The following is a 25,180-nucleotide window of genomic DNA, read 5'->3' on the forward strand; positions in this document are numbered from 1 at the left end:
CGTTTGGTGATCAAGAAAGCGGCACGTATGATGCATCCCAAACTCCCGCAGATTAGAAGCCTATGTCCCTGATAGTTCTACTGCTTCTGCCTTTTATCGGCAGCTGTCTGGCGGCCTTGCTGCCGCACAACGCACGTAACACCGAATCCTTGCTGGCCGGCCTCATCGCCCTGATCGGTACTGTTCAAGTCGCCCTGCTCTACCCTCAAATCGCCCACGGCGGGGTGATCCGCGAAGAATTCATGTGGTTGCCCAGCCTGGGCGTGAATTTCGTCTTGCGCATGGACGGCTTCGCCTGGCTGTTCTCGATGCTGGTGCTCGGCATCGGCACGCTGGTGTCGCTGTATGCGCGTTACTACATGTCGCCGGACGATCCGGTGCCGCGCTTCTTTGCGTTTTTCCTGGCATTCATGGGGGCCATGCTCGGCCTGGTGATCTCCGGCAACCTGATCCAGATCGTGTTTTTCTGGGAACTGACCAGCCTGTTCTCGTTCCTGCTGATCGGTTACTGGCACCACCGCGCCGATGCGCGACGCGGTGCCTACATGGCGTTGATGGTCACTGGCGCGGGCGGTTTGTGCCTGCTGGCCGGCGTGATGCTGCTGGGGCATATCGTCGGCAGCTATGACCTGGACCTGGTCCTGGCGGCGGGCGATCAGATTCGCGCGCACTCGCTGTACCCGGTCATGCTGGCCCTGGTGCTGATCGGCGCGTTGAGCAAAAGCGCGCAGTTCCCGTTCCACTTCTGGCTGCCCCACGCCATGGCGGCACCGACACCGGTGTCGGCCTACCTGCATTCGGCGACGATGGTGAAGGCCGGCGTGTTCCTGCTGGCCCGCCTGTGGCCGTCGCTGTCCGGCAGCGAAGAATGGTTCTGGCTCGTCGGCGGCGCCGGCGCCCTGACCCTCCTGCTCGGCGCTTACTGCGCCATGTTCCAGAACGATCTCAAGGGCCTGCTGGCCTACTCCACCATCAGCCACCTTGGCCTGATCACCCTGCTGCTCGGCCTCAACAGCCCACTGGCCGCCGTCGCCGCAGTGTTCCACATCCTCAACCACGCTACCTTCAAGGCCTCGCTGTTCATGGCGGCCGGCATCATCGACCACGAAAGCGGCACCCGCGATATCCGCAAGCTCAGCGGCCTGGTGCGCCTGATCCCGTTTACCGCAACCCTGGCGATGGTGGCCAGTGCGTCCATGGCCGGCGTGCCGTTGCTCAATGGCTTTCTGTCCAAAGAGATGTTCTTCGCTGAAACCGTATTCATCTCGTCGACCGCCTGGGTGGAAATCGCCCTGCCGGTGATCGCGACCATCGCCGGCACGTTCAGCGTGGCCTACGCGCTGCGTTTCACCGTGGATGTGTTCTTCGGCCCGCCCGCGACGGACCTGCCCCACACCCCGCACGAGCCTCCCCGCTGGATGCGCGCGCCGGTGGAGCTGTTGGTGTTCACCTGCCTGCTGGTGGGGATCTTCCCGGCCCAGGTGGTCGGCTCGATCCTCGCCGCCGCCGCGCTGCCGGTCGTCGGCGGCGTGTTGCCGCAATACAGCCTGGCCATCTGGCACGGCTGGAACGCGCCGATGATCATGAGCCTGGTGGCGATGTGCGGCGGGGTGCTGCTCTACCTGCTGCTGCGCAAGCAACTCAAGCGCGGGCGCTTCAAGTACCCGCCGGTGATCAGCTACTTCAACGGCAAGCGCGGCTTCGAGCGCTGCCTGGTGCTGATGATGCGCGGTGCGCGCAAAATCGAGAAACGCATCAGTACCAAGCGCCTGCAGACGCAGTTGTTCCTGCTGGTGCTGGTCGCCGTGATCGGCGGGCTGATCCCGCTGCTCAACAGCGGCCTCAGTTGGGGCGACCGGCCGAAGATCCCGGGCTCCATCGTGTTCGTCACCCTGTGGCTGCTGGCGATTGCCTGCGCCCTCGGCGCCGCCTGGCAGGCCAAGTACCACCGGCTGGCGGCCCTGACCATGGTCAGCGTGTGCGGCATGATGACCTGCATCACCTTCGTGTGGTTCTCGGCGCCGGACCTGGCGCTGACGCAACTGGTCGTGGAAGTGGTGACCACCGTGCTGATCCTGCTGGGCCTGCGCTGGCTGCCACGGCGGATCGAAGAAGTGTCGCCACTGCCCAGTACGCTGCGCAAGGCACGCATTCGCCGCTTGCGCGACTTCCTGCTGTCCACCGTGGTCGGTGGCGGCATGGCGCTGCTGTCCTACGCGATGCTGACCCGCCAGACGCCCAACGACATTTCCTCGTTCTACTTGAGCCGCGCCCTCCCCGAAGGCGGCGGCAGCAATGTGGTGAACGTGATGCTGGTGGACTTCCGTGGCTTCGACACCCTCGGCGAAATCACCGTGCTCGGCGCCGTGGCGCTGACCGTGTACGCCCTGCTGCGACGCTTCCGCCCCTCCAAGGAAAGCATGCAACTGCCCGCGCAACAGCGCCAACTCGCGCCGGACGTGGCCACCGACCTGATCAACCCGCGCCAGGCCAGCGACACCGCCCTGGGCTACATGATGGTGCCGGCGGTGCTGGTGCGCCTGCTGCTGCCGATTGCGCTGGTGGTGTCGTTCTACCTGTTCATGCGCGGCCACAACCAGCCGGGCGGTGGTTTTGTCGCCGGCCTGGTGATGTCGGTGGCGTTTATCCTCCAATACATGGTCGCCGGCACCCAGTGGGTAGAGGCGCAGATGAGTCTGCGGCCGATGCGCTGGATGGGCTTCGGCCTGTTCTCGGCGACCCTCACCGGGCTCGGCGCATTGTTCGCCGGCTACCCGTTCCTCACCACCCACACCTGGCATCTCAGCTTGCCGGTGCTGGGCGACATCCATATCGCCAGCGCCCTGTTCTTCGACGTCGGCGTGTACGCCATGGTCGTCGGCTCGACGCTGCTGATGCTCACCGCCCTCGGTCACCAATCAGTGCGGGCCCATAAACCGAGCAACCAGCCGAAAACCGTTGCCACACAGGAAGGAGCCGCCTGATGGAAGAAGTCATCGCAATTGCCATTGGGGTCCTGGCGGCCTCCGGCGTCTGGTTGATCCTGCGGCCACGGACGTTCCAGGTGGTGATGGGCCTGTGCCTGTTGTCGTATGGGGTCAACCTGTTCATTTTCAGCATGGGCAGCCTGTTTATCGGTAAGGAGCCGATCATCAAGGACGGCGTGCCGCAAGACCTGTTGCACTACACCGATCCCCTGCCCCAGGCCCTGGTGCTGACGGCGATCGTGATCAGCTTCGCCATGACCGCGCTGTTCCTCGTGGTACTGCTGGCGTCGCGGGGCCTGACTGGCACCGACCATGTGGACGGCCGGGAGCCCAAGGAATGACCTGGGTCAACCAACTGATCGTCGCGCCGATTCTGCTGCCGTTGCTGACCGCCGCGCTGATGCTGATGCTCGGCGAGAAGCACCGCCCGCTCAAGGCGCGTATCAACCTGTTCTCGAGCATGCTCGGCCTCGCTATTGCCATCTTGCTGTTGTACTGGACGCAACAAGGCGGCCCCGGTTCGATCGGCGTGTACTTGCCCGGCAACTGGCAAGTGCCGTTCGGCATCGTGCTGGTGGTGGACCAACTGTCGGCGCTGATGCTGGTACTCACCGGGATCATCGGCGTGAGTGCGCTGCTGTTCGCGATGGCGCGCTGGGACCGTGCGGGCACCAGTTTCCATGCGTTGTTCCAGATCCAGATGATGGGCCTCTACGGCGCCTTTCTCACCGCCGACCTGTTCAACCTGTTCGTGTTCTTCGAGGTGTTGCTGGCGGCCTCCTATGGCTTGATGCTGCACGGTTCCGGCCGGGCGCGGGTGTCGTCGGGGCTGCATTACATCGCGATCAACCTGCTGGCCTCGTCGCTGTTCCTGATTGGCGCGGCAATGATCTATGGCGTCACCGGCACACTGAACTTCGCGGACCTGGCGCTGAAAATCCCGCTGGTGCCAGAAGCCGATCGCGGCCTGTTGCATGCGGGTGCGGCGATCCTCGCCACCGCATTCCTGGCCAAGGCCGGCATGTGGCCGCTGAACTTCTGGCTGGCGCCGGCGTACTCATCGGCCAGCGCGCCGGTGGCAGCGATGTTCGCGATCATGACCAAGGTCGGCGTGTACACCGTGCTGCGCCTGTGGACCCTGCTGTTCTCCGGCCAGGCCGGGGCGTCGGCGCTGTTCGGCGGCGACTGGCTGGTGTACGGCGGCATGGCGACCATCATCTGCGCGGCGCTGGCGATGCTGGCGGCGCAGCGCCTGGAGCGCATGGCCAGTTTGAGCATCCTGGTCTCGGCCGGCATCCTGCTCTCGTCGGTGGGGTTCGCCCAGCCGAGCCTGACAGCCGGAGCACTGTTCTATCTGGTCAGTTCCACGCTGGCGTTGAGTGCGCTGTTCCTGCTGGCCGAATTGATCGAACGCTCGCGCTCGGCCAACGACCTGCCGCTGGATGAAGAGATCGATGCGCTGCCCAAAGCCATGGAATCCCTGCATCCGCGCCCCGGCGTGAACCTTGATGACGAACAGAAAGCCGTGGTCGGCCAGGTGATTCCCTGGACCATGGCCTTCCTCGGCTTGAGCTTTGTCGCCTGCGCCCTGCTGATCATCGGCATGCCGCCGCTGTCGGGGTTTATCGGCAAGCTCAGCCTGTTGAGCGCGCTGGTCAATCCGCCGGGCTTGGGCCATGCGCTGGATGAGCCTGTCCGCCCTGCCGCGTGGGGCCTGGTGACGTTGCTGATCCTGTCCGGCCTGGCCTCGCTGATCGCCTTCGCCCGCCTGGGCATCCAGCGCTTCTGGACCCCGGAAGAACGCCCGTCACCGCTGCTGCGCCGTTATGAGTGCGTGCCGATCTTCTTCCTGCTCGGCCTGAGCATCCTGCTGACCTTCAAGGCCGAGCCGCTGATGCGCTACACCCTGGACACCGCCAAGAGCCTGAACAACCCGGAACAGTATGTGATGGCGGTCATGGCCACGCGCCCGGTGCCCAGCCCTGAAGCCAAGACCGCGGCGCTGGAGGTGCAGCCATGAAGCGCCTGTTCCCGGCCCCGTGGTTATCGCTGGCGTTGTGGGTGTTGTGGCTGCTGCTGAACCTGTCGATCAGCCCCGGCAACCTGTTACTGGGCGCGCTACTGGGTTTGCTCGCGCCGCTGCTGATGGCGCCGCTGCGCCCGCTGCCGATCCGCATCCGCCGCCCCGGGGTGATCATCCGCCTGTTCTTCCGGGTGGGGCGTGACGTGATCATCTCCAACCTGCAAGTCGCCTGGGGCGTGCTGGTGTGCGGCTCGCGGCCACCGCGTTCGCGCTTTATCAAAATCCCCCTGGACCTGCGCGACGCCAACGGCCTGGCCGTGTTGTCGATGATCACCAGCGTGACCCCCGGCACCGTCTGGTCGGAACTCGCCCTGGACCGCAGCATCCTGCTGCTGCATGTCTTCGACCTGGACGATGAAGCGCAGTTTATCCAGCACTTCAAACACGACTACGAACGGCCCTTGATGGAGATCTTCGAATGAGCGCCCTGCTCTCCAATGCGATCCTGTTCAGCCTGTTCCTGTTCTCGCTGGCCATGGCGCTGACACTGGTGCGCCTGTTCAAAGGCCCATCGGCCCAGGACCGGGTCCTGGCGCTGGACTACCTGTACATCCTGGCGATGCTGATGATGCTGGTGCTGGGCATTCGGTATGCCAGTGATACCTACTTCGAAGCGGCGCTGTTGATTGCGCTGTTTGGCTTTGTCGGGTCATTTGCCCTGGCCAAATTCCTGCTGCGTGGCGAGGTGATCGAATGATGCCGTTATGGGTTGAAGTGTGCGTGGCCGTGTTGCTGGTGCTGAGCAGCGTGTTTGCCCTGATTGGCGCAATCGGGTTGCTGCGCATGAAGGATTTCTTCCAGCGCATGCACCCGCCGGCACTGGCCTCGACGCTGGGCGCGTGGAGCGTGGCGTTGGCGTCGATCATCTATTTTTCGGTGCTCAAGTCCGGGCCGGTGTTGCATGGCTGGTTGATCCCGATCTTGTTGTCGATCACCGTGCCGGTGACGACGCTGCTGCTGGCGCGCACCGCGCTGTTCCGCAAGCGCATGGCCGGTGACGATGTGCCCGCCGAGGTCAGCAGCCGTCGCTGAGTTCTGATGCGACACGGTCAAAAAAATGTGGGAGGGGCTTGCCCCCGATAGCAGGGTGTCAGTGAATGCAGCTGTCGCTGACACACCGCTATCGGGGGCAAGCCCCTCCCACATTTGGATCGAGGCTAGGCGAAGGATCGGATGTGCGCCGCCAACTCCGCCAATTCGGCATCATCCGCCCGCACAAAATCGTGGGACGAGATGTACCCCTCGTAGCGATCAAAGAACTTGTCGACCCTGGAACTGATGGGCTTGAAGTCACTGTCCTGCCCGGTCCCATGCATGGGAAACAGCTTCGCATGCAGGTGATCCACCCCGTAGCCTTCCAGAATCATCCCCGTGCGCGCCACATCGGGAAACGCCCGGTCGATCTGCTGCGCGGTTTTCTTCGCCGCCACCACCAGACCTGCCAGCACTTCATCCGACTGGGCGAAGGCATAGCTTCCGTAGTGCTGCTTGGGGATCACCACGCTGAAACCGGGCGTGTTGGGGAAAATAGACAGGAAGGCCATATGCTGTTGGTCTTCCCACAGAATATGGGCCGGGGAGGTTTTTCGGACAATGCTGCAGAAAATACAATCCATTTGAATCACCGTCAGTTTCATCATGGGCTTGGTCTGGTCGACCATCTAAAGCCAGGATTGGGCGGGCGTCAAAACAAATGGGCTTTTTCCAGAACGTCGCAGGTTGGCTACGGCTCGAAGCCGTGTTCCGACAGCGTTGCGAAGACCGGCCCTTCGCGCATGTTTCGCTGAGCCCAAAATGAAAAACGCCCCGAACCAGTCGGGGCGTTTTTCATTCAGCGTTTACTGATCAAGCCTGATCAGCCAAGCGCCACGTCGTCCCACCCTTGCCGTCTTCCAACACCACACCCATCGCGGTCAGTTGGTCACGGATCCGGTCGGACTCCGCCCAGTCCTTGTTGGCCCGCGCCGTCAAGCGCGCCTGGATCAGCGCGTCCACTTCAGCCGCATCCACACGCCCTTCGGCGCCGGCTTGCAGGAAGTCGTCGGCTTCCATCTGCAACACGCCCAGCACGCTGGCCAGTTCTTTCAGGCGTGCAGCCAGACCGGCCGCTGCGTCGAGATCGCTCTCACGCAGGCGGTTGATCTCGCGCACCATCTCGAACAGCACCGCGCAGGCTTCCGGTGTGCCGAAGTCGTCGTTCATCACTTCGGTGAAGCGGGCCACGAACGCTTCGCCGCCGGCCGGCGCCACAGAGGGCAGGCCTTTCAACGCGTGGTAGAAACGCTCCAGGGCGCCTTTGGCGTCCTTGAGGTTGTCTTCCGAGTAGTTGATCGCGCTGCGGTAGTGGCTGGACACCAGCAGGTAGCGGACCACCTCCGGGTGGTACTTTTCCAGCACGTCACGGATGGTGAAGAAGTTGTTCAAGGACTTGGACATCTTCTCGCCATTGATGCGGATCATGCCGCAGTGCATCCAGGCGTTGGCGTAGGTCTTGCCGGTGGCGGCTTCGCTTTGGGCGATTTCGTTTTCGTGGTGCGGGAACTCGAGGTCGCTGCCGCCGCCATGAATGTCGAAGGTCTCGCCCAGGCAGCAGGTGGACATCACCGAGCATTCGATGTGCCAGCCCGGACGCCCGGCGCCCCAAGGCGATTCCCAGCTTGGCTCGCCGGGCTTGGTGCCTTTCCACAGCACGAAGTCGAGCGGGTCTTGCTTGGCTTCGTCGACTTCGATGCGCGCGCCGATGCGCAGGTCTTCGATTTTCTTGCGCGACAGCTTGCCGTAGCCCATGAACTTGGCGACGCGGTAGTACACGTCGCCATTGCCTGGAGCGTAGGCGTAGCCCTTGTCGATCAAGGTCTGGATCATCGCGTGCATGCCCGGGATATGGTCCGTGGCACGCGGTTCCATGTCCGGCTTGAGGATGTTGAGGCGCGCCTCGTCCTCGTGCATGGCGGCGATCATGCGCGCGGTCAGGACGTCGAACGGCTCGCCGTTTTCCTTGGCGCGGTTGATGATCTTGTCGTCGATGTCGGTGATGTTGCGCACATAGGTCAAGTCGTAGCCGCTGAAACGCAACCAGCGGGTCACCAGGTCAAAGGCGACCATGCTGCGGCCGTGGCCGATGTGGCAGTAGTCGTACACGGTCATGCCGCACACGTACATGCGTACCTTGTTGCCATCCAACGGCTTGAAGACTTCTTTGCTCTTGCTGAGCGTGTTGTAGATCGTTAGCACGACGGTTCCTTAAATCACTGGCCCCACGAATCACGCAAGGTCACGGTACGGTTGAATACCGGATGGCCAGGTTTCGAGTCCTTGATATCCGCGCAGAAGTAGCCTTCGCGCTCGAACTGGAAACGGTCTTCCGGCTGTGCATTGCCAAGGGATGGCTCGGCACGACAACCCGTGAGTACTTGCAGGGAGTTCGGATTGATGTTGTCGAGGAAGCTCGCGCTGTCTTCGGCTTTCTCAGGGTTCGGCGAACGGAACAGACGGTCGTACAGACGCACTTCGCACTCGACGCTGGCGGCGGCCGGCACCCAGTGGATCACGCCCTTGACCTTGCGGCCTTCAGGGTTTTTGCCCAGGGTTTCTGGATCATACGAGCAGCGCAGTTCGACGATGTTGCCCGCGGCGTCCTTGATCGCTTCGTCGGCGCGGATCACGTAGCTGCCGCGCAGGCGCACTTCGCCGGTAGGTTCCAGGCGCTTGTAGCCTTTTGGCGGCTCTTCCATGAAGTCGTCACGGTCGATGTAGATTTCACGGGCAAACGGCAGTGCGCGCACGCCCATGTCTTCTTTCGGGTGGCGTGGCAGTTCGAGGTTCTCGACCTGGCCTTCCGGGTAGTTGGTGATCACGACTTTCAGCGGGCGCAGCACGCACATGGCGCGCGGGGCGCTGTGGTCGAGGTCGTCACGGATGCTGAATTCGAGCATGCCGAAATCGACCACGCCGTCGGAACGGTTGGTGCCGACCATTTCGCAGAAGTTGCGGATGGACTTGGGCGTGTAACCGCGACGGCGGAAGCCCGACAGCGTCGACATGCGCGGGTCGTCCCAGCCGTTGACGTGCTGTTCATCCACCAGTTGCTTGAGCTTGCGCTTGCTGGTGATGGTGTAGTTCAGGTTCAGGCGGCTGAATTCGTACTGGCGCGGGTGTGCCGGAACCGGCAGGTGCTCCAGGAACCATTCGTACAGCGGACGGTGGCTTTCGAACTCCAGGGTGCAGATGGAGTGGGTGATGCCTTCGATGGCGTCCGACTGGCCGTGAGTGAAGTCGTAGTTCGGGTAGATGCACCACTTGTCACCGGTCTGGTGGTGATGGGCATGGCGGATGCGGTACATGATCGGGTCGCGCAGGTTCATGTTCGGCGAGGCCATGTCGATCTTGGCACGCAGTACACGAGCACCGTCTGCGAACTCACCGGCGCGCATGCGGGCGAACCAGTCCAGGTTCTCTTCCACCGAACGGTCGCGGAACGGGCTGTTCTTGCCCGGCTCGGTCAGCGTGCCACGGTATTCCTTGGCCTGTTCAGGGGTGAGGTCGTCGACGTAGGCCTTGCCGGCCTTGATCAGCACGATGGCCCAGTCGAACAACTGGTCGAAATACTTGGACGCATAGCGCACTTCACCGGACCATTCGAAGCCCAGCCACTTGATGTCGCTTTCGATGGCGTCGATGTATTCCTGGTCTTCCTTGGCCGGGTTGGTATCGTCGAAACGCAGGTGCGTGACGCCACCGAACTCCTGGGCCAGACCGAAGTTCACACAGATCGACTTGGCGTGACCGATGTGCAGGTAGCCGTTGGGCTCCGGCGGAAAGCGCGTGATGATCTGCGTGTGCTTGCCCGAATCCAGGTCCGCCTGGATGATCGGGCGCAGGAAATTGACCGTGGCGGCAGGACCGGCCTTGGCGTTCGAGGTAGGGTCGACAGTGGGCTTGCTCATATTATCCTTGAACAGACGAGTACGTGGCCTTGGGCAGGCCAGATAAAACAAAGGGCTCATCATAGCCGAAGCGGTCAACCGCCTGACAGGGTGCGGCCAAAAACTGCTGCTTTAATTGCCCGGGCGGTAAAAAACCACCTCGAAATTCCCGCAGGGCACGCTAAACTGCGCGTCTTGGCCAACGTTTAGCCAAACAGGTCAGGCGCACAGCGCCCGAACCCACGAATTCCCTGAAAAGAGTAGTACACATGACTCAAGTCAAACTGACCACCAACCACGGTGACATCGTCATCGAGCTGAACGCCGAGAAAGCGCCGATCACCGTCGCCAACTTCATTGAATACGTGAAAGCCGGCCACTACGAAAACACCGTTTTCCACCGTGTCATCGGCAACTTCATGGTCCAGGGCGGCGGTTTCGAGCCTGGCATGAAAGAAAAGAAAGACAAGCGCCCAAGCATCCAGAACGAAGCGGACAACGGCCTTTCCAACGACAAATACACCGTCGCCATGGCCCGTACCATGGAGCCGCATTCGGCCTCCGCGCAGTTCTTCATCAACGTCGCCGACAACGCCTTCCTCAACCACAGCGGCAAGAACGTGCAGGGCTGGGGCTACGCGGTGTTCGGTAAAGTCACCGAAGGCACTGACGTCGTCGACAAGATCAAAGGCGTTGCCACCACCAGCAAAGCCGGCCACCAAGACGTGCCAGCAGACGACGTGATCATCGAGAAAGCCGAGATCATTGAGTGATATTGCTGATTTCAGACTTGCATCTGGAAGAGGAGCGCCCGGACATTACCCGGGCGTTTCTGGATTTACTCCACGGCCGCGCCCGTGGCGCCCAGGCGTTGTACATCCTCGGGGACTTCTTTGAAGCCTGGGTTGGCGACGATGGGATCACCCCTTTCCAGCGCTCGATTTGCGCGGCCCTGCGCGAACTGAGCGACAGCGGCACCGCGATTTTCATCATGCACGGCAACCGCGACTTCCTGCTCGGCAAGACGTTCTGCAAAGCCGCAGGCGCCAAGCTGCTCAAGGACCCGAGCGTCGTGCAACTCGCCGGCGAGCCCGTGCTGTTGATGCACGGCGACAGCCTCTGCACCCGCGACGTCGGCTATATGAAGCTGCGGCGCATCCTGCGCAACCCGATTGTGCTGTTTATCCTGCGTCACCTGCCCTTGCGCACTCGCCACAAACTGGCGCGCAAGCTGCGCAACGAAAGCCGGGCGCAGACGCGGATGAAAGCCAACGACATTGTCGACGTCACCCCCGAAGAAGTGCCGCGGGTGATGCAGCAGTTCGGTGTGCGTACCCTGGTCCACGGCCATACGCACCGCCCCGCCATTCATAAGTTGCAGATCGGCGAGCAGGCGGCCAAGCGTATTGTGCTGGGGGATTGGGACAAGCAAGGCTGGGCATTGCAGGTGGATGAGCAAGGGTTTCAGTTGGCGGCGTTTGACTTCGTCAATCCGCAACTGGCACTGCCGGGCGCCTGATCAAATGTGGGAGGGGCTTGCCCCCGATGGCAGTGGGTCAGCTTCAAATAGGTTGACTGATACACCGCTATCGGGGGCAAGCCCCCTCCCACAGTTGATTGCATTCCAACCTTGGTTGATTGCATTCCAACCCTGGTTGATTGCATTCCAACCTTGGTTGATTGCATTTCAGCCCTGGTTGATTGCATTCCAACCTTGGTTGATTGCATTTCAGCCCTGGTTGATTGCATTCCAGCCCTGGTTGATTGCATTTCAGCCTTGGCCGATCAGTGCCCTGATGCAGCCGGGCCCGCCTTCGCGGTAAACGGCGGTTTGGCGAACCACACCAGCAGCATCAAGCCCATGAACATCCACCCCAGCAACGTGAAGTAATCCACGGTGGACATCATGTACGCCTGGCTGGTGAGGATCTGGTCGAGTTGGGCGTAGGCCTTTTGCCCCGCGCCGCCCAACGCATTCAACGCATCGCGGGTCGCCGCGTCGTAGGTGGTCATGTTCTCGCTCATGTACGCATGGTGCTGGTCCGCGCGGCGAATCCAGATCCAGGTGGTCAGCGAGGCCGCGAAGCTGCCGCCCAGGGTCCGCAGGAACGTCGCCAGGCCGGCGCCGTCGGCGATCTGGTGCGGCGGCAGGTCGGACATCAGGATGCTCAAGGTCGGCATGAAGAACAGCGCCACGCCGATGCCCATGAACAGCTGCACCAGGGCGATGTGCTGGAAGTCCACCTCATTGGTGAAGCTGGCGCGCATGAAGCAGCTCAAGCCAATCGCCAGGAACGCCAGGCCCGCCAGGACGCGCAGGTCGAATCGGTGCGCGTACTTGCCGACAAACGGCGACATCAGTACCGGCAGAATACCGATCGGCGCCACGGCCAGCCCGGCCCAGGTCGCGGTGTAGCCCATCTGGGTTTGCAGCCACTGCGGCAGGATCAGGTTGATGCCGAAGAAGCCTGCGTAGCCGAGGACCAGCACGATGGTGCCGATGCGGAAGTTGCGGTAGGCAAACAGCCGCAGGTTGACCACCGGGTGTTTGTCGGTCATCTCCCAGATGATGAACACCGCCAGGGCAATCACCGAAATCGCCGCCCCCACGATGATGAAGTTGGATTCGAACCAGTCCAGGTCGTTGCCCTTGTCGAGGATGATCTGCAACGCGCCGACCCCGACGATCAAGCTCAACAACCCCACATAGTCCATCGGCTGGTAGCTGGTGACCACCGGGCGTTTCTTCAACTGCGAACGCACCACCATCACCGCAAAGATGCCGATGGGCACGTTGATGAAGAAGATCCACGGCCAGCTGTAGCTGTCGGTGATCCAGCCGCCGAGGATGGGACCGGCAATCGGCGCCACCACCGTGACCATCGCCAGCAGTGCCAGGGCCATGCCGCGCCTCGCCGGCGGGTAGACCGCGATCAGCAACGTTTGGGTCATCGGGTACAACGGCCCCGCCACCAGGCCTTGCAACACCCGAAAGCCGATCAGCTCGGGCATCGACGTGGAAATACCGCAGAGAAACGAGGCCAGCACAAACAGCACGGTGGCCCAGAGAAACAGCTTCACCTCGCCGAAGCGCCGGCTCAACCAGCCGGTCAGCGGCAGGGCAATGGCGTTGCTCACCGCAAACGAGGTGATCACCCAGGTGCCCTGCTCCGAACTCACGCCAAGGTTGCCGGAAATGGTCGGCAACGCCACGTTGGCGATCGTGGTATCGAGCACCTGCATGAAGGTCGCCAGCGACAGGCCAATCGTGGCCATCACCAAGCTGGGTGGCGAGAAGGACGCGTTCTGGCTCATCAGCGTTGCACAGCCTTGGGCGCGGCGAGGCTGTTGTCATGAATCAACTGGCTGATCATGGCGTCGGCTTCGGCCAACTGGCGGTCATACACATTGGTGGTGAACGAGGCCTTTTGCGGCGCCTGTTGCGCCAGTACCGGGCCGCTCTGGTCATGCAGGTCGACGCTGACCACCGTGCTCAAGCCCACCCGCAGGGGGTGTTTGGCCAGTTCTTCGGCATTGACGTGGATGCGTACCGGCACCCGTTGCACGATCTTGATCCAGTTGCCGGTGGCGTTCTGCGCAGGCAGCAAGGCAAACGCGCTGCCAGTGCCGGCGCCGAGGCTGTCGATGGTGCCGCTGAACTTCACATCGCTGCCGTAAATGTCCGCTTCGATGTCCACCGGTTGGCCGATACGCATATTGCGCAGTTGGGTTTCCTTGAAGTTGGCGTCGATCCACAGCTGGTTCAGCGGGATCACCGCCATCAACGCCGTCCCCGGCTGCACGCGCTGGCCCAGTTGCACGGTGCGCTTGGCCACATAGCCGGTGACGGGGGCGATCAGGGTGCTGCGCGCATTAGCCAGGTAGGCCTGGCGCAGTTGCGCGGCGGCGGCTTGCACGTCCGGATGGGACGAGATCACCGTGTCGTCGACCAGGGCGTTGCTGCTTTTGAGCTGCTGCTCAAGGTTGGTCAGGGCATTCTTGGCCGCGGTCAGGCTGTCACGGGCGTGGGACAGTTCTTCCTGGGAAATCGCCCCGCCCTGGGCCAGGGTCTTACGCCGGTTGTAGTTGTCCTGGGCAGTTTGCACGTCGGCTTTCTGCGCATTGACCTGGGCTTTCATGCCGTCGACGTTGCTGTACAAGCCCCGCACCTGGCGCACGGTGCGGGCCAGGTTGGCCTGCGCACTTTGCAGGCCGACCGCCGCGTCGTTGGGGTCGAAGTTGATCAGCACCTGGCCTTCGTGGACCAGGTCGCCATCGTCGGCGCCGATGCTGACCACGGTGCCGGTGACCAGCGGGGTGATTTCCACCACGTTGCCGTTCACGTAGGCGTCGTCGGTGCTTTCATTGAAGCGGCCGTAGAGTTCATACCAGCCCCACACGCCGACCACGCCGAGGATGACGATCAGCACCAGGCCGACCAGCATGACTTTGCGTTTGCGCGGGTTGTTATCGGGCGTTCCCGTTGCGTTGTTGCTTTCGGCAGTGGCCATGTCAGTTACCTCAAATTATTCCGTGCGTGTAGCTGGGGTGGTCGATGCCACATTTGCGGCGTCGTAGCCGCCACCCAGGGCTTGCATCAATTGGATCGACAGATCGATTTGCGCGGCGTTCAAGGTCGCCAGCTGACGCTGGGCCTGCAGCAATTGCTGCTCGATGCTGAGCACGTCCAGGTAGTTGCCGATCCCGGAGCTGTAACGCTGCATCGCGGTGTCGTAGGACTGCTGGGCAATGTCCGCGGCGTGTTGCTGGGCCTGGATCTGCCGACCGGTTTCGCGCAGTTGTGAAAGGCTGTTGCCGATATCGCCGAGGGCTTGCACCAGGGTTTTGTTGTACTGGGCCACGGCCAGGTCATAGTCGGCATCGCGCGCATCGAGGTTGGCGCGCAGGCGGCCGCCATCGAAAATCGGCAGCGAAATCGTCGGCGCAATGTTGAAGAAGCGGCTGGCCGAACCGAACATCGCATCCCCCAGCAACGACTCGGCCCCGGCGCTCGCGCTCAGGTTGAGGTTGGGGTAGAAGCTGGCCTTGCCGGCGGCGATATTCTTGCTCGCCGCTTCCACCCGCCAACGTGCGGCGATCAGGTCCGGGCGCCGGCCCAGCAGTTCGGCGGGCAGCACCGAGGGCACGGCGACGGCGCTGGGCTTGAGCACCGCCGGGCGCGCCAGTTCGTTGCCGCGGTCCGGGCCTTTGCCGAGCAATACCGCCAGGGCGATTTTCGCGCTCTGCAGTTGTTTTTCCGCATCGATCAGTTGCGACTGGGAGCTGGCTTCCAGGCTTTCGGTCTGCTGGTACTGGTACCGGCTGTCGATGCCCGAGTTCAGACGGCGCTGGCTCAGGCTGAGCATTTGCCGGGTGCGCTTGAGGTCGTCATTGGCCAGGTCCCGCACGATATGCGCCTGGCCCAGGTCGCTATAGGCCTTGGCCACATCGGCCGCCAGGGTCAGGCGCGCGGCCTGCTGGTCGACTTCGGCGGCGCGGGCCTGGCCCAACGCGGCTTCCCAGGCAGCACGCTGGCCGCCCCAGAGGTCGAAGTTGTAGTTGAAGCTGGCGCCGATGTTTCGCACCGTCGAGTAGGCATCGCCCTGCCCCAGCGGGTCCTTGTCCCTGGCCAGGCGCGAACGGCTCACACCGGCGCTGGCGTCCAGGGTCGGCAGGCGTGCGGCGTTGGAGGCATAGGCGGCGGCTTCGGCCTGGTGGGCGCGGGCGCTGGCCACTTGCATGTCGGGACTGTTTTGCAGGGCTTCCTGGATCAAACTGTCGAGCTGCGGATCGCCGAGGCTTTTCCACCAGTCGGCGCTGGGCCAGGCGGCGCTCGACAGGGTCACGCCGGTCAACGACTTACCGGTCTGCAGGGTGTTCGCGTCGAGGCGTTGGCCCTGGGTGTCGAGGCCGCTGAAATTGGCGCAACCGGCCATGCTCATGGCCGCCAGCACCAGGCAAAGGGCACGTGTATTCATGCTTTACCTACCCGCTGCAGGGTGATCGGATCACCGGCAGCTATCAGCATTTTCTTGAGGAGCTTTTCCAGGGTTTGCAATTCATCCGGCTCCAGTGCGCCGGCCAACTGGTTCAACGCCTCGGCGCCGATGTACGGCAGCCTGTCCGCCAGGCGCTGGCCGTCGTCGGTCAACACCAGTTGCACTTGGCGACGGTCCAGCGCCGAACGCTTGCGATCAAGCAGGCCTTTTTGCTCCAGGCGATCGAGCATGCGGGTCATCGAACCGCTGTCCAGGGACAGGTGGCGACACAGCTCCGCCGGGGTGTCGACACCGAACTGCGCCATGATGATCAACACCTTGAACTGCGCGGCGGTGATGCCGTGCGGTTCCATATGGGTGTCGATGATTTTGTCTTTAAGGATCGCCGCACGGCCCAGCAACAGCCCGAGGCGGCAGTTGTGGAAGTTGTCCGGGGTGAAGTGTTTCATCGGAAGTCACCTTATTACTGCCTAGGCAGCGAATGTGTGACGAGATATTACTGCTTAGGCAGCTAATGTCAAATGAAATGATTAGCTTGCTTGGTATATGCGAGCGCAGACACGCGCTCCCACTTTTTTACCGAGTCCGGCGCTAGAAATCGCGCTTGTAGAAAATATCCAACGAACTGGCCACCCCACTGGCCACTTCCAGGTACACCTTCTTGCTCAACAGGTAACGCAAGGCAATGGTGCTGGCCGGTTCGAACACCCCGACCCCATAACGCAGGCTGAGCTTCTCCGAGATCTTGCCGCTGGCGACCACGGCGGTGTTGGTGCCGCTGCCTTGGGTGTCGAGCTCGAAATCCTGGATGCCGAGGTCCTTGGCAATGTCCGAGGTCACGCCGGCACTGCCCATCAAGCCCAGGCCCAGGGCGGCTTGGGCGAGCATATTGTTGTCTTCACCGGTGGTGCTCAGCGGACGGCCGAGCACCAGGTAGGACAGCGCCTGCTCCTGGCTCATGGCCGGCTCGGAGAAGATCTGCGTAGTGGGCTGTTCGGCGCTGCCGCTCAGGCGGATACCGGCGACGACATCGCCGGTCTTGCGGATCGCTTCGATATCCAGATAAGGCTGGTCGAGTGGCCCGGCGAACAGCAAACGCGCACGGCGCACATCTAGCTTCTGGCCGTAGGCACGGTAGCGGCCGTCGTTGAGCCACAGCTCGCCGCGGGTGTCCAGGTTGTCGCCGATATGCACATGCCCCTGCACCTTGGCGGTGAGGCCGAAGCCCGAGAAGTTGAGCTGGTCTTCACCCACCGCCACATCGATATCCATCGCCATTGCCATCGGCGGCTTGCCCTCTTCGGTCTGGCTGCCGACGATCACCGTGTCATCGGAGACCTTGACCGTCGACGGCGGCAGTTCGCGCACGGTGATGTCACCCCGCGGGATCTGCACCTTGCCGGCGATCGCGAGCTTGTCGTTCTTCAGGCTGATCTTCAGGTCGGGCGCGACTTCCAGCACCGCGTAAGGTTCGACGGTGACCGGCAGATGCGAGCCTTGCAGGCTGAGGTCGACCGCCAGAGCTCGCCCCCAGTCGATGTGGCCCTTGAGGCTGCCCTGCCCGGCCTTGCCGCTGTGCCAGTTGCCATCGAGTTGCACGCTTTCGCCGGCAATCAGCGCCTGTACGTTCAAGCCTTCGAGGCTGATGGGCAGTTCCGCCCCGGAAATCTCGCCGCCCACCAGGTTCATGCTGCCGTTGACCAGCGGCGCCAGCAGGCCACCGGAGATGCGGCCATTGCCGTTGAGCTTGCCGTTGAGTTTTTCCACCATCGGCACAAACGGCCGCGCCACGGTGAGGTCCAGACCGGTGAGGCTGAAAGTACCGGTGATCGGCTTGTTTTTCGCCAGCGGGTTGATCTGTGCCTGCAACCGCAACTCACCGAGCTTGCCGCCTTGGAAGTTGAGTTGGGTGTCGATGCGCTTGGGGTTGAGGGTGGCGTCCAATTGCAGCGTGTCGTAGGGGAAATCCAGCCACTGGTGCTTGTCCTTGACGCGCAACGTGCCGCCACTGGCATCCACTGCGATCACGCCTTTGGGGCCGCTGGCCGGCAGGTCGAGCTGTACGTCGGCGTTGAGCGTGCCCTGCCAGGCGAAGTCCTTGGGCAACCAGGCCGCCAGGCTATCGATGGGGAATTGCTTGAGGTGGTAACGCAGCTTCGGTTCAGGCATCAGGCGCTGATCTTCAGCACACAGGCTGGCCGGGCCCGCGACCCAGCAGTGGGCGGCGAAGGTCAGCCTGCCATCGGCCAGGCGCTCGATTTTCGCCGGGGCCTGCAGCTTCCAATCCTGGCCGCCGGCCTGCACGTCACCGCTGGCCAGGCGTCCGCGCCAGTTGCCTTGGTCGAGGTTGCCATCCAGGGCCAGGGCCAGCTTGACCAGTGGGCCGGCCAGATCCAACTGGACCTTCTGTTGCCTGACATCGCCCTGGGCGCTGGCTGTCAGGGTGCCGACTTGGCTGTCGCCGCTTTGGATGCCGCTGCCCTTGAGGTCGATCTTTGCGCGCTGGGCGTTATCGAGCGTGGCGTCGAGGCTCAGGCTTTGCAGGCGATTGTCGGCAAACGCCAGTTGCTGGCCCTTGAGGTCGAGTTTGCCTTGAGGCGCTTTGAGGCTACCGGCCACATCGAGTCGGCCATTGACCTGCCCGCGTAACTGCGGCCACAGCTGGGCCAGCCGCGTCAGTTTGATATCGATCTGCCCGGCCAGGCGTTGTTGCAGGCTGCCGCTGCCGTTGATGCGGTTGTCGCCCAGGCGGATATCCAGGTTGGCCAGGGTCCATTGCTCACCCGCGCCTTCGGCCTTGGCGGCCAATACGGCGGGCTGCCCGCGCAGACGGCCCTTGAGGCCGAGGTCGGCGCTCAGTTTGAGCTGCTGGTTCTTGAACTCGCCTTTGCTGCGCAGCGGTCCGGCCAGCGTGCCCGGCAACTCCGCAACCCAGTACGCTGGGTTCAGCGCCGACAGGTCGAGCGCCGTGTCCCAGGCGAGGCCGTCGGCGAACTGCAGGTTGAGGTGGCCTTCGGCCTTGCCTTGGCCAGCGGTCAGTTTCAGCTCGGGCAGGAACACTTGTTTGAGGTCGCCGCTGAACGGCGTGACCACATTGAATTTGCCCGCGGGGCCATCGAGGTCGGCCTTGAGGTTGCCGAGGTAGTTGCCGTCTTTATAGGAAATTTCACCATTGAAGGTGCGCAAGATGACTTGCGGCTCGTCGATCAAGGGGTAGAGGCGATGCCAGGGGAAGTCCAGCCAATCGATTTTCGCATCGGCTTGAAAGCCCTGCTGCCAGTCCAGCTGTGCCGTGAGTTTCAGGCTTTGCTTGTCACCGGCGCTCAGATCCAGGCCGGCGATCTGCGCGCCCTTGGCATCGACCTTACCTTGCAGCAGTAAGTCCACCGGGCCCTTTTCTGCGGGCAGTACGGCTTTGCCGAGCAATTGGTAACCGCTGTCCAGGTCGCCTTTGGCGGTGAGGTCAAGTTGATTGAGTTGCAGGGTGTCAGGCAAATCGGCGCTGGGTTTGAAGGCGTCGGCGGTGATGTGCAACTGTGCCGGCAGGTTTTCCACCAGCGGCTGCAACTCGCCGCTGAGCTTGGCCGGCAGGTAGCCGCTGCTGTCGGCGTCGAGCTTGAGGGTCTTGAGCAGGTCGCCATCGGCCCTGAACGCCACCGTCCACGGCGCGCCGCCGGGGGCGTAAGGCAGGCTCAGGTTGCCGCTGGCGGTCAACGGCCAGTCGCCGCTGGGTTGGAGTAGCCCGGACAGGTCCAGCACCAGATCATCGCGTTGCAGATGCACGGAATCGATCTGCAGGCCCGCGGCGGTCCAATGCGCCGCCAGTTGCATACCCTTGAGTTCCTCACTGCCGTTAAACAGCAGGCTGCCGACGCGAACGTCGCCCAACTGGAGCGCAACCGGCAACTTCAGCGCCGGCAGCTGGATCGGCCCGCTGCTCGGCTCCGTGCTCGGCGCAAATTGCAGGCTGACTTGATCCACCGCCAACCGGTCAATGCACAGCGTCAGGCGCAGCAGGCAGGCCGGCGACCAGTCGAACGTCGGCGCGTTGAGCTCGACACGGTCACTGCCCTGCTGCCACAGCAGATGCTCGGCACTCCATTGGCCGCCCAAACGGCCCTGAAAATTGTCCACGCTCAAGCCCGGCACCTGGCCCAACGCCCAACGGCTGCCCGCCTGGGTTCCGAGTACGGTCCACAGCGCCAGCAACACCACGGCCAGGAGGGCAACGGCAGCCAGCCCGGCTATTTTCAAACCACGCATCACAGCTCAGGCCCCATGGAAAAGTGCAAACGGATACCGCCCGGGTCTTCCAGGGCATGGGCCAGGTCGAGGCGAATCGGCCCGACGGGCGACACCCAGCGCAGGCCGACGCCCACGCCGGTTTTCAGGCTTGGCATTTCCAGGGTGTTGAAGGAGTTGCCCTGGTCGATAAAGGTCGCGATCCGCCATTTTTCGGCGATGGAATATTGATACTCGGCGCTCAAGGCCACCATGTAGCGGCCACCGATGCGGTCGCCACGGTCGTTCTCCGGCGACAGGGTCTGGTACTCGTAACCACGCACGCTCTGGTCGCCACCGGCAAAGAAACGCAGCGACGGCGGCACCGACTTGTAGCCGTTGGTGGCGCTGCCGCCGATCTGCGCCCGCGCGAGGAAGCGGTGCTTGTCCCACACGGTGGTCAGGCCTTTGACCATGGCCGTGCCGTAAAGCAGGTTGGTGTCGGAGCCGAAGCCTTCCTTGGCCAGCTTGGTGTCGAATTGCAGGCGATAGCCGTGGTGGGGATCGATGCGGTTGTCGCTGCGCAAATAGGAATAGCTGAGCCCCGGCATCAACAGGTTGCTCAGGCCCGAGTCATCGCCCAGGCGATACTCTTCACGCTGCCACTTGAGGGAGACCACCCGGGTCCAGCCGCTGGGCAACTTGCTGTGCCATTCCGGGCCGAGGGTGAGCAATTTACTCAGGGTGTCGGTGTTGGCCAGCTCTTCATTCTGGTAGCCGCCGGCAAAACGCAGTTTGTCGGTAAGCGGTGGGTCGAGCGGGATGTCGTACCACAGGCCGACGTTCTGCCGTGGCGCCGACAATTCGGCTTCCCAGCCGTAACTGTGGCCCTGCGGATTGACCCAGTGGCGCGTCCAGTTGGCTTTGCCGCGCGGGCCGACGTCGGTGGAAAAGCCGAGGCCCAGGCCCATGGTGCGTGGCTTGCGGGTTTCCAGTTGCACCGCGACCGGGATCACATCGTTGGCCGACGCAGCCGGCGCGGCGTCCACCCGCACGCCCTCGAAAAAGCCGCTGGCTTGCAGGTTCTGGTTCAACTCGGCGATCAGTTCGGAATCGTAGGGCGCGCCGTTTTTGAACGGCACCATGCGTTGCAACAGTTCTTCATCGAACGGCGTATCGCCGGCAAAATTGACCTTGCCCAAGGTGTAGCGCGGGCCGCTGTCATACACCAGTTCGATATCGGCGACGCCCGCCTTGGGGTCGACCGACAGGGTCTGGCGGGTAAAGCGCCCATTGAAAAAGCCGTAGCGCGAGGCCTGGTTCTGGATCAGACGCTTGGCGTCTTCGTAATGGCCGTGGTTGAGCACGGCACCGGATTCAAGGTCGCGGCTGGCAGGCACACGAAAGGCTTTGAGGGCGGCGGCCGGGCCGTCGACCCGAATGGTCACGTCGCGCAAATGCACCGGTTCGCCGGGCTCGATGGTCAGGGTCAGGCGCGGGTTCTTGCCGCCCTGCACATCACTGCTGATCTGCGGCTGATAGAAGCCCAAGGCCTGGGCCGCTTTGCGCGCCTGTTCTTCGGCGCCACGGCTGAAGCGCAGCAACGCTTCTTCATCGCGATCGCCTACCCCGCCGATGTAGCCTTCGATGTTGGCTTTCAACGCGTCGTTTGAGGGTTTGACTCGCACGTCCAGTTCGCTTTGCGCCAAAGCGCCGCAGCTTGTGAACAGCAGAATCAAGCCGCTGGTAAATCTTCCTGGAAACTTCATAGGCGCGGATGCTACACGAGCTGAGGAGACTCTTTGAACTCGGATTTATCTGAAAATCCTGACTCAAGTCGTTACAGCCTGTAACGGCTGTGGATTGGCATGGAAAAACACATGCTCCAGGATCGGTCCTACAGCAACTTCGCCGATTTCCTCATAACCCTGACGCTTGTAGAACTCCAGGTAACGTGAGTTGCCGGTATCGAGCACCACACCGGACGAATGCGGGTCCTCGGCGCACCAGTTGTGTACCGCGCCGAGCAGTTGCTCACCGAAGTGCTTGCCCTGGAATTGCGGGTGAATACCCAGCAACGGCAACACATGCACCGAATCGCTGGGCAGGCACGCCAGCACCGCCTGGTGATAATCCAGGTAACGCCGCGTCCCCCGCACACCGGTGCTCAACCACATGCGCAATTGCCACGCCCAGCTCTCGGTGATGCCCAGGCGCCGCTGGGGTGGCGCGATCAACGCAACGCCGATCAGTCGATCGTCGACGAACAGGCCGATGGCGGGAAGCTTCTGGAAGAAATGCTGTTTGACCAACTCGCGCACGGTGGCACGGACCCGCTGCTCATACCCCGGCCGCTCAGCTTCGAAGATGTAGGCGAACGTCGGCTCATGACGATAAGCCTGGTACAGCAGGGAGCGCGCTTCGCTGGAATAGTCGCTATTGAGCAGGCGGATTTCGGCAATCGCAGTTGAAGTGTCAGACATACAGTGAATCTCCCTGGGCGCCATTCAAAAGACGGCGTTCTTATGGGTACGAACTTACGCAGCGCGAGTCGTTCCCAGACATTAGCAGCGCATCCGTCCTACCGCCACGCTGGCCCCCGTCCGACTTGTCGGCTAGCATCGCCCTTTTGCCAGACTGGACAGCCGACCATGAAAATCGTCTCTTTCAATATCAACGGGCTACGGGCTCGCCCGCATCAGTTGGCGGCGCTGATTGAAAAGCATCAACCCGATGTGATCGGCCTGCAGGAAACCAAGGTCCACGACGACCAGTTCCCGCTGGCAGAAGTGCAGGCCCTGGGGTATCACGTGTACTACCACGGCCAGAAAGGCCATTACGGCGTGGCTCTGCTCTCGCGCAAAGAAGCGTTGAGCGTACACAAAGGCTTTGCCAGCGATGAAGAAGACGCCCAGCGCCGCTTTATCTGGGGCACCTTCGCCGATGCGCAAGGCAACCCGATCACCATCATGAACGGCTATTTCCCCCAAGGCGAAAGCCGCGACCACCCCACCAAGTTCCCGGCCAAGCAGCGCTTCTACGCAGACCTGCAACAGTTGCTGGAAAGCCAGTTCAGCAACGACCAGGCGCTGGTGGTGATGGGCGATGTGAATATTTCCCCGGAAGACTGTGACATCGGCATTGGCCCCGACAATGCCAAGCGCTGGCTGAAAACCGGCAAGTGCAGCTTCCTGCCGGAAGAGCGCGAGTGGATGGCCCGCCTGAAGAACTGGGGCCTGGTGGACAGCTTCCGCCACCTCAACCCCGACGTGACCGACCGCTTCAGCTGGTTCGACTACCGCAGTCGCGGGTTTGAAGATGAACCCAAGCGTGGCCTGCGTATCGATGTGATCCTGGCGTCCAACGGCTTGCTGCCCAGGGTCAAGGATGCTGGGGTGGACTACGAACTGCGCGGCCTGGAAAAACCCTCGGACCATGCACCGATCTGGCTGGAATTGAGCTGACTTCACGGACGGCGCGCTTAAACAATGTGGGAGCAAGCCCGCTCTCACATTTTTACGGTTGAGTGACAGTCATATTACTGAAACCCAACTGACTTAATCTCGCGGCACTCCCTTTGCCTTGAGACGGTGCCGGCATGATCCTGCGCGTTCTGTTACTGCTGACCCTTTTTCCCCTGAGTGCCGTTAGCGCGCCGCTGCCCATCCCCGATCAGGGCCCCGCCTTGCGCATCCAGGGCTCCAACACGATCGGCGCGGCGCTTGGCCCGGCGCTGGTCAAAGGGTTGATGGAGCAGCAGGGCCTGCAAGGGGTCCACGCTGAACCCGCCGAAGGCGCCAATGAACAGCGCGTGATCGGCAAGACCCGCCAGGGCAAGACGCTAACCATCGAGGTCGACGCCCATGGTTCCAGCACCGGTTTTGCCGCCCTGCACAAAGCCAGCGCCGACCTCGCCGCCGCCTCCCGCCCGATCAAAGACAGCGAACTGGTGGACCTCGAACCCCTGGGCGACCTGAAAAGCCCCGAGGCCGAACAGGTGATCGCCATCGACGGCCTGGCCATCATCCTCAACCCGCGCAACCCGCTGAATACGCTGAATACCGAGCAACTGGCGCAAATTTTCAACGGTGAAATCAGCACCTGGGAAGCACTCGGCGGCATCGGCGGGGCGATTCATTTATATGCGCGGGATGATCGGTCGGGCACCTATGACACCTTCAAGGACCTGGTCCTGAGCCGTCGCGGCAAGGCGCTCGCCGCTTCGGCCAAGCGGTTCGAGTCCAGCGAGCAACTGTCGGACGCGGTGAGCCAGGACCCGCAAGGCATCGGTTTCATCGGCCTGCCCTATGTGCGCCAGGCCAAAGCGGTGGCGATCGTCGACGGTGACTCGCAACCGATGCTGCCGCTGAACAGCCTGATTGCCACCGAGGACTACCCGCTGTCGCGCCGCCTGTTCTTTTACCTACCGCCGACCTCGCACAATCCGTGGGCCAAGGCGCTGGTGGACTTCACCCAGAGCAGCAAGGGCCAGGCGATCGTGGCGGCCAACGGGTTTATCGCGCAGCGGGTCCAGGCGATAAGCGTGGAACCACGCCCGTCCATGCCCGAGGACTATCAGGCAATTGCCCGCGAGGCCCAGCGCCTGACGGTGAATTTCCGCTTCGAAGAAGGCAGCGCCAGCTTGGACAACAAGGCGCGCCAGGATGTGCAGCGCGTGGTGGCGTATATAAAAGGCCACGGCAAGCTCGACAAGCAGGTGACGCTGGTAGGGTTTGGCGATATCAAGAATGACCCGCAACGCGCGGCGCTGTTGTCCAAACTGCGGGCGATGGCGGTGCGTCGGGAATTGGTCAAGAGCGGCGTAGTGCTCCGCGATATCCGCGGGTTTGGCGCACAGATGCCGGTGGCGGCGAATACCGCGGATGAGGGCCGGATCAAGAATCGGCGGGTGGAGGTTTGGGTGTACTGAGGTTTGTGTTTTGTGTTGTTCGCACGGGCCTCGTC

General features: G+C 62.5%; 21 protein-coding genes. 11 read left to right on the forward strand and 10 right to left on the reverse strand.

Features of this window, described 5'->3' with window-relative positions; all coding sequences use genetic code 11:
- Positions 1-62: 62 nt before the first annotated feature.
- From RGV59_RS24685 to RGV59_RS24710, 6 genes are read left to right on the forward strand one after another with little or no spacing between them, the layout of a single operon-like run.
- Positions 63-2,984, forward strand: a complete 2,922-nt coding sequence (locus RGV59_RS24685; protein WP_126585738.1) for a monovalent cation/H+ antiporter subunit A — start codon at positions 63-65, stop codon at positions 2,982-2,984.
- Positions 2,984-3,328 carry a Na+/H+ antiporter subunit C gene (locus tag RGV59_RS24690; RefSeq protein WP_007986256.1) on the forward strand — a complete coding sequence of 115 codons (345 nt, stop codon included), beginning with the start codon at positions 2,984-2,986 and terminating at the stop codon, positions 3,326-3,328. The genes RGV59_RS24685 and RGV59_RS24690 overlap by 1 nt, the downstream gene beginning before the upstream one ends.
- Positions 3,325-5,007 (forward strand): monovalent cation/H+ antiporter subunit D, encoded by a 1,683-nt coding sequence (locus RGV59_RS24695; protein ID WP_046382882.1) that lies wholly within the window; start codon positions 3,325-3,327, stop codon positions 5,005-5,007. The genes RGV59_RS24690 and RGV59_RS24695 overlap by 4 nt, the downstream gene beginning before the upstream one ends.
- The gene (locus RGV59_RS24700) at positions 5,004-5,492 is read left to right on the forward strand and encodes a Na+/H+ antiporter subunit E (protein WP_017848090.1); all 489 of its coding nucleotides are present in this window, start codon (positions 5,004-5,006) and stop codon (positions 5,490-5,492) included. Before RGV59_RS24695 ends, RGV59_RS24700 begins: the two co-directional genes overlap by 4 nt.
- On the forward strand, positions 5,489-5,767 hold the full coding sequence (locus RGV59_RS24705; RefSeq protein WP_017848091.1) for a K+/H+ antiporter subunit F: 279 nt from the start codon (positions 5,489-5,491) through the stop codon (positions 5,765-5,767). The genes RGV59_RS24700 and RGV59_RS24705 overlap by 4 nt, the downstream gene beginning before the upstream one ends.
- Positions 5,764-6,102 carry a Na+/H+ antiporter subunit G gene (locus RGV59_RS24710; protein WP_017848092.1) on the forward strand — a complete coding sequence of 113 codons (339 nt, stop codon included), beginning with the start codon at positions 5,764-5,766 and terminating at the stop codon, positions 6,100-6,102. The genes RGV59_RS24705 and RGV59_RS24710 overlap by 4 nt, the downstream gene beginning before the upstream one ends.
- A 125-nt stretch (positions 6,103-6,227) precedes the next feature.
- Here RGV59_RS24710 and RGV59_RS24715 read toward each other — a convergent pair whose 3' ends face one another.
- Positions 6,228-6,686: an HIT family protein gene (locus RGV59_RS24715; protein ID WP_046385231.1), complete on the reverse strand. Its 459-nt coding sequence runs from the start codon at positions 6,684-6,686 to the stop codon at positions 6,228-6,230.
- Here RGV59_RS24715 and RGV59_RS24720 point away from each other — a divergent pair.
- The gene (locus tag RGV59_RS24720; protein ID WP_173678060.1) at positions 6,615-6,857 is read left to right on the forward strand and encodes a hypothetical protein; all 243 of its coding nucleotides are present in this window, start codon (positions 6,615-6,617) and stop codon (positions 6,855-6,857) included. The two genes, RGV59_RS24715 and RGV59_RS24720, sit on opposite strands and share 72 nt — an antisense overlap.
- A 58-nt stretch (positions 6,858-6,915) precedes the next feature.
- Here RGV59_RS24720 and cysS read toward each other — a convergent pair whose 3' ends face one another.
- Together cysS and RGV59_RS24730 are read right to left on the reverse strand one after the other, a co-directional pair.
- Positions 6,916-8,304 (reverse strand): cysteine--tRNA ligase, encoded by a 1,389-nt coding sequence (cysS, locus tag RGV59_RS24725; RefSeq protein ID WP_017848094.1) that lies wholly within the window; start codon positions 8,302-8,304, stop codon positions 6,916-6,918.
- A 14-nt stretch (positions 8,305-8,318) separates the two neighbouring features.
- Positions 8,319-10,016 (reverse strand): glutamine--tRNA ligase/YqeY domain fusion protein, encoded by a 1,698-nt coding sequence (locus tag RGV59_RS24730; protein WP_126585739.1) that lies wholly within the window; start codon positions 10,014-10,016, stop codon positions 8,319-8,321.
- 248 nt (positions 10,017-10,264) lie between these two features.
- On the opposite strand from RGV59_RS24730, the gene RGV59_RS24735 reads away from it, so the two are divergent.
- Complete coding sequence (locus tag RGV59_RS24735; protein WP_017848096.1) at positions 10,265-10,768, forward strand: peptidylprolyl isomerase; 504 nt, start codon at positions 10,265-10,267, stop codon at positions 10,766-10,768.
- Positions 10,765-11,514 carry a UDP-2,3-diacylglucosamine diphosphatase gene (locus tag RGV59_RS24740; protein WP_046484993.1) on the forward strand — a complete coding sequence of 250 codons (750 nt, stop codon included), beginning with the start codon at positions 10,765-10,767 and terminating at the stop codon, positions 11,512-11,514. Before RGV59_RS24735 ends, RGV59_RS24740 begins: the two co-directional genes overlap by 4 nt.
- 266 nt (positions 11,515-11,780) lie before the next feature.
- On the opposite strand, the gene RGV59_RS24745 is transcribed toward RGV59_RS24740, so the two are convergent.
- The 7 genes from RGV59_RS24745 to RGV59_RS24775 form a co-directional block, all read right to left on the reverse strand.
- The gene (locus tag RGV59_RS24745; protein ID WP_017848098.1) at positions 11,781-13,310 is read right to left on the reverse strand and encodes a DHA2 family efflux MFS transporter permease subunit; all 1,530 of its coding nucleotides are present in this window, start codon (positions 13,308-13,310) and stop codon (positions 11,781-11,783) included.
- Positions 13,310-14,506: an efflux RND transporter periplasmic adaptor subunit gene (locus tag RGV59_RS24750; protein ID WP_017848099.1), complete on the reverse strand. Its 1,197-nt coding sequence runs from the start codon at positions 14,504-14,506 to the stop codon at positions 13,310-13,312. The genes RGV59_RS24745 and RGV59_RS24750 overlap by 1 nt, the downstream gene beginning before the upstream one ends.
- 15 nt (positions 14,507-14,521) lie before the next feature.
- Positions 14,522-15,973, reverse strand: a complete 1,452-nt coding sequence (locus RGV59_RS24755; RefSeq protein WP_126585740.1) for an efflux transporter outer membrane subunit — start codon at positions 15,971-15,973, stop codon at positions 14,522-14,524.
- A complete protein-coding gene (locus RGV59_RS24760) occupies positions 15,970-16,443 on the reverse strand; it encodes a MarR family winged helix-turn-helix transcriptional regulator (protein ID WP_017848101.1) in 474 nt (157 codons plus the stop codon). The genes RGV59_RS24755 and RGV59_RS24760 overlap by 4 nt, the downstream gene beginning before the upstream one ends.
- Before the next feature lie 142 nt (positions 16,444-16,585).
- Complete coding sequence (locus tag RGV59_RS24765; protein WP_126585741.1) at positions 16,586-20,257, reverse strand: translocation/assembly module TamB domain-containing protein; 3,672 nt, start codon at positions 20,255-20,257, stop codon at positions 16,586-16,588.
- Positions 20,257-21,984, reverse strand: coding sequence for an autotransporter assembly complex protein TamA (locus tag RGV59_RS24770; RefSeq protein WP_017848103.1), 1,728 nt, complete (start codon positions 21,982-21,984; stop codon positions 20,257-20,259). The genes RGV59_RS24765 and RGV59_RS24770 overlap by 1 nt, the downstream gene beginning before the upstream one ends.
- Positions 21,985-22,047: 63 nt before the next feature.
- Positions 22,048-22,698 carry a GNAT family N-acetyltransferase gene (locus RGV59_RS24775; RefSeq protein ID WP_017848104.1) on the reverse strand — a complete coding sequence of 217 codons (651 nt, stop codon included), beginning with the start codon at positions 22,696-22,698 and terminating at the stop codon, positions 22,048-22,050.
- Positions 22,699-22,866: 168 nt separating this feature from the next.
- Here RGV59_RS24775 and xthA point away from each other — a divergent pair, with 168 nt between their 5' ends.
- Both xthA and RGV59_RS24785 read left to right on the forward strand, forming a co-directional pair.
- The gene (xthA, locus tag RGV59_RS24780) at positions 22,867-23,679 is read left to right on the forward strand and encodes an exodeoxyribonuclease III (RefSeq protein ID WP_104902866.1); all 813 of its coding nucleotides are present in this window, start codon (positions 22,867-22,869) and stop codon (positions 23,677-23,679) included.
- Positions 23,680-23,813: 134 nt separating this feature from the next.
- Positions 23,814-25,145, forward strand: coding sequence for a substrate-binding domain-containing protein (locus RGV59_RS24785; protein WP_126585742.1), 1,332 nt, complete (start codon positions 23,814-23,816; stop codon positions 25,143-25,145).
- Positions 25,146-25,180: the final 35 nt, after the last annotated feature.

This window comes from Pseudomonas sp. FG1 (assembly GCF_034313875.1).
Classification (GTDB): Bacteria; Pseudomonadota; Gammaproteobacteria; order Pseudomonadales; family Pseudomonadaceae; genus Aquipseudomonas; species Aquipseudomonas veronii.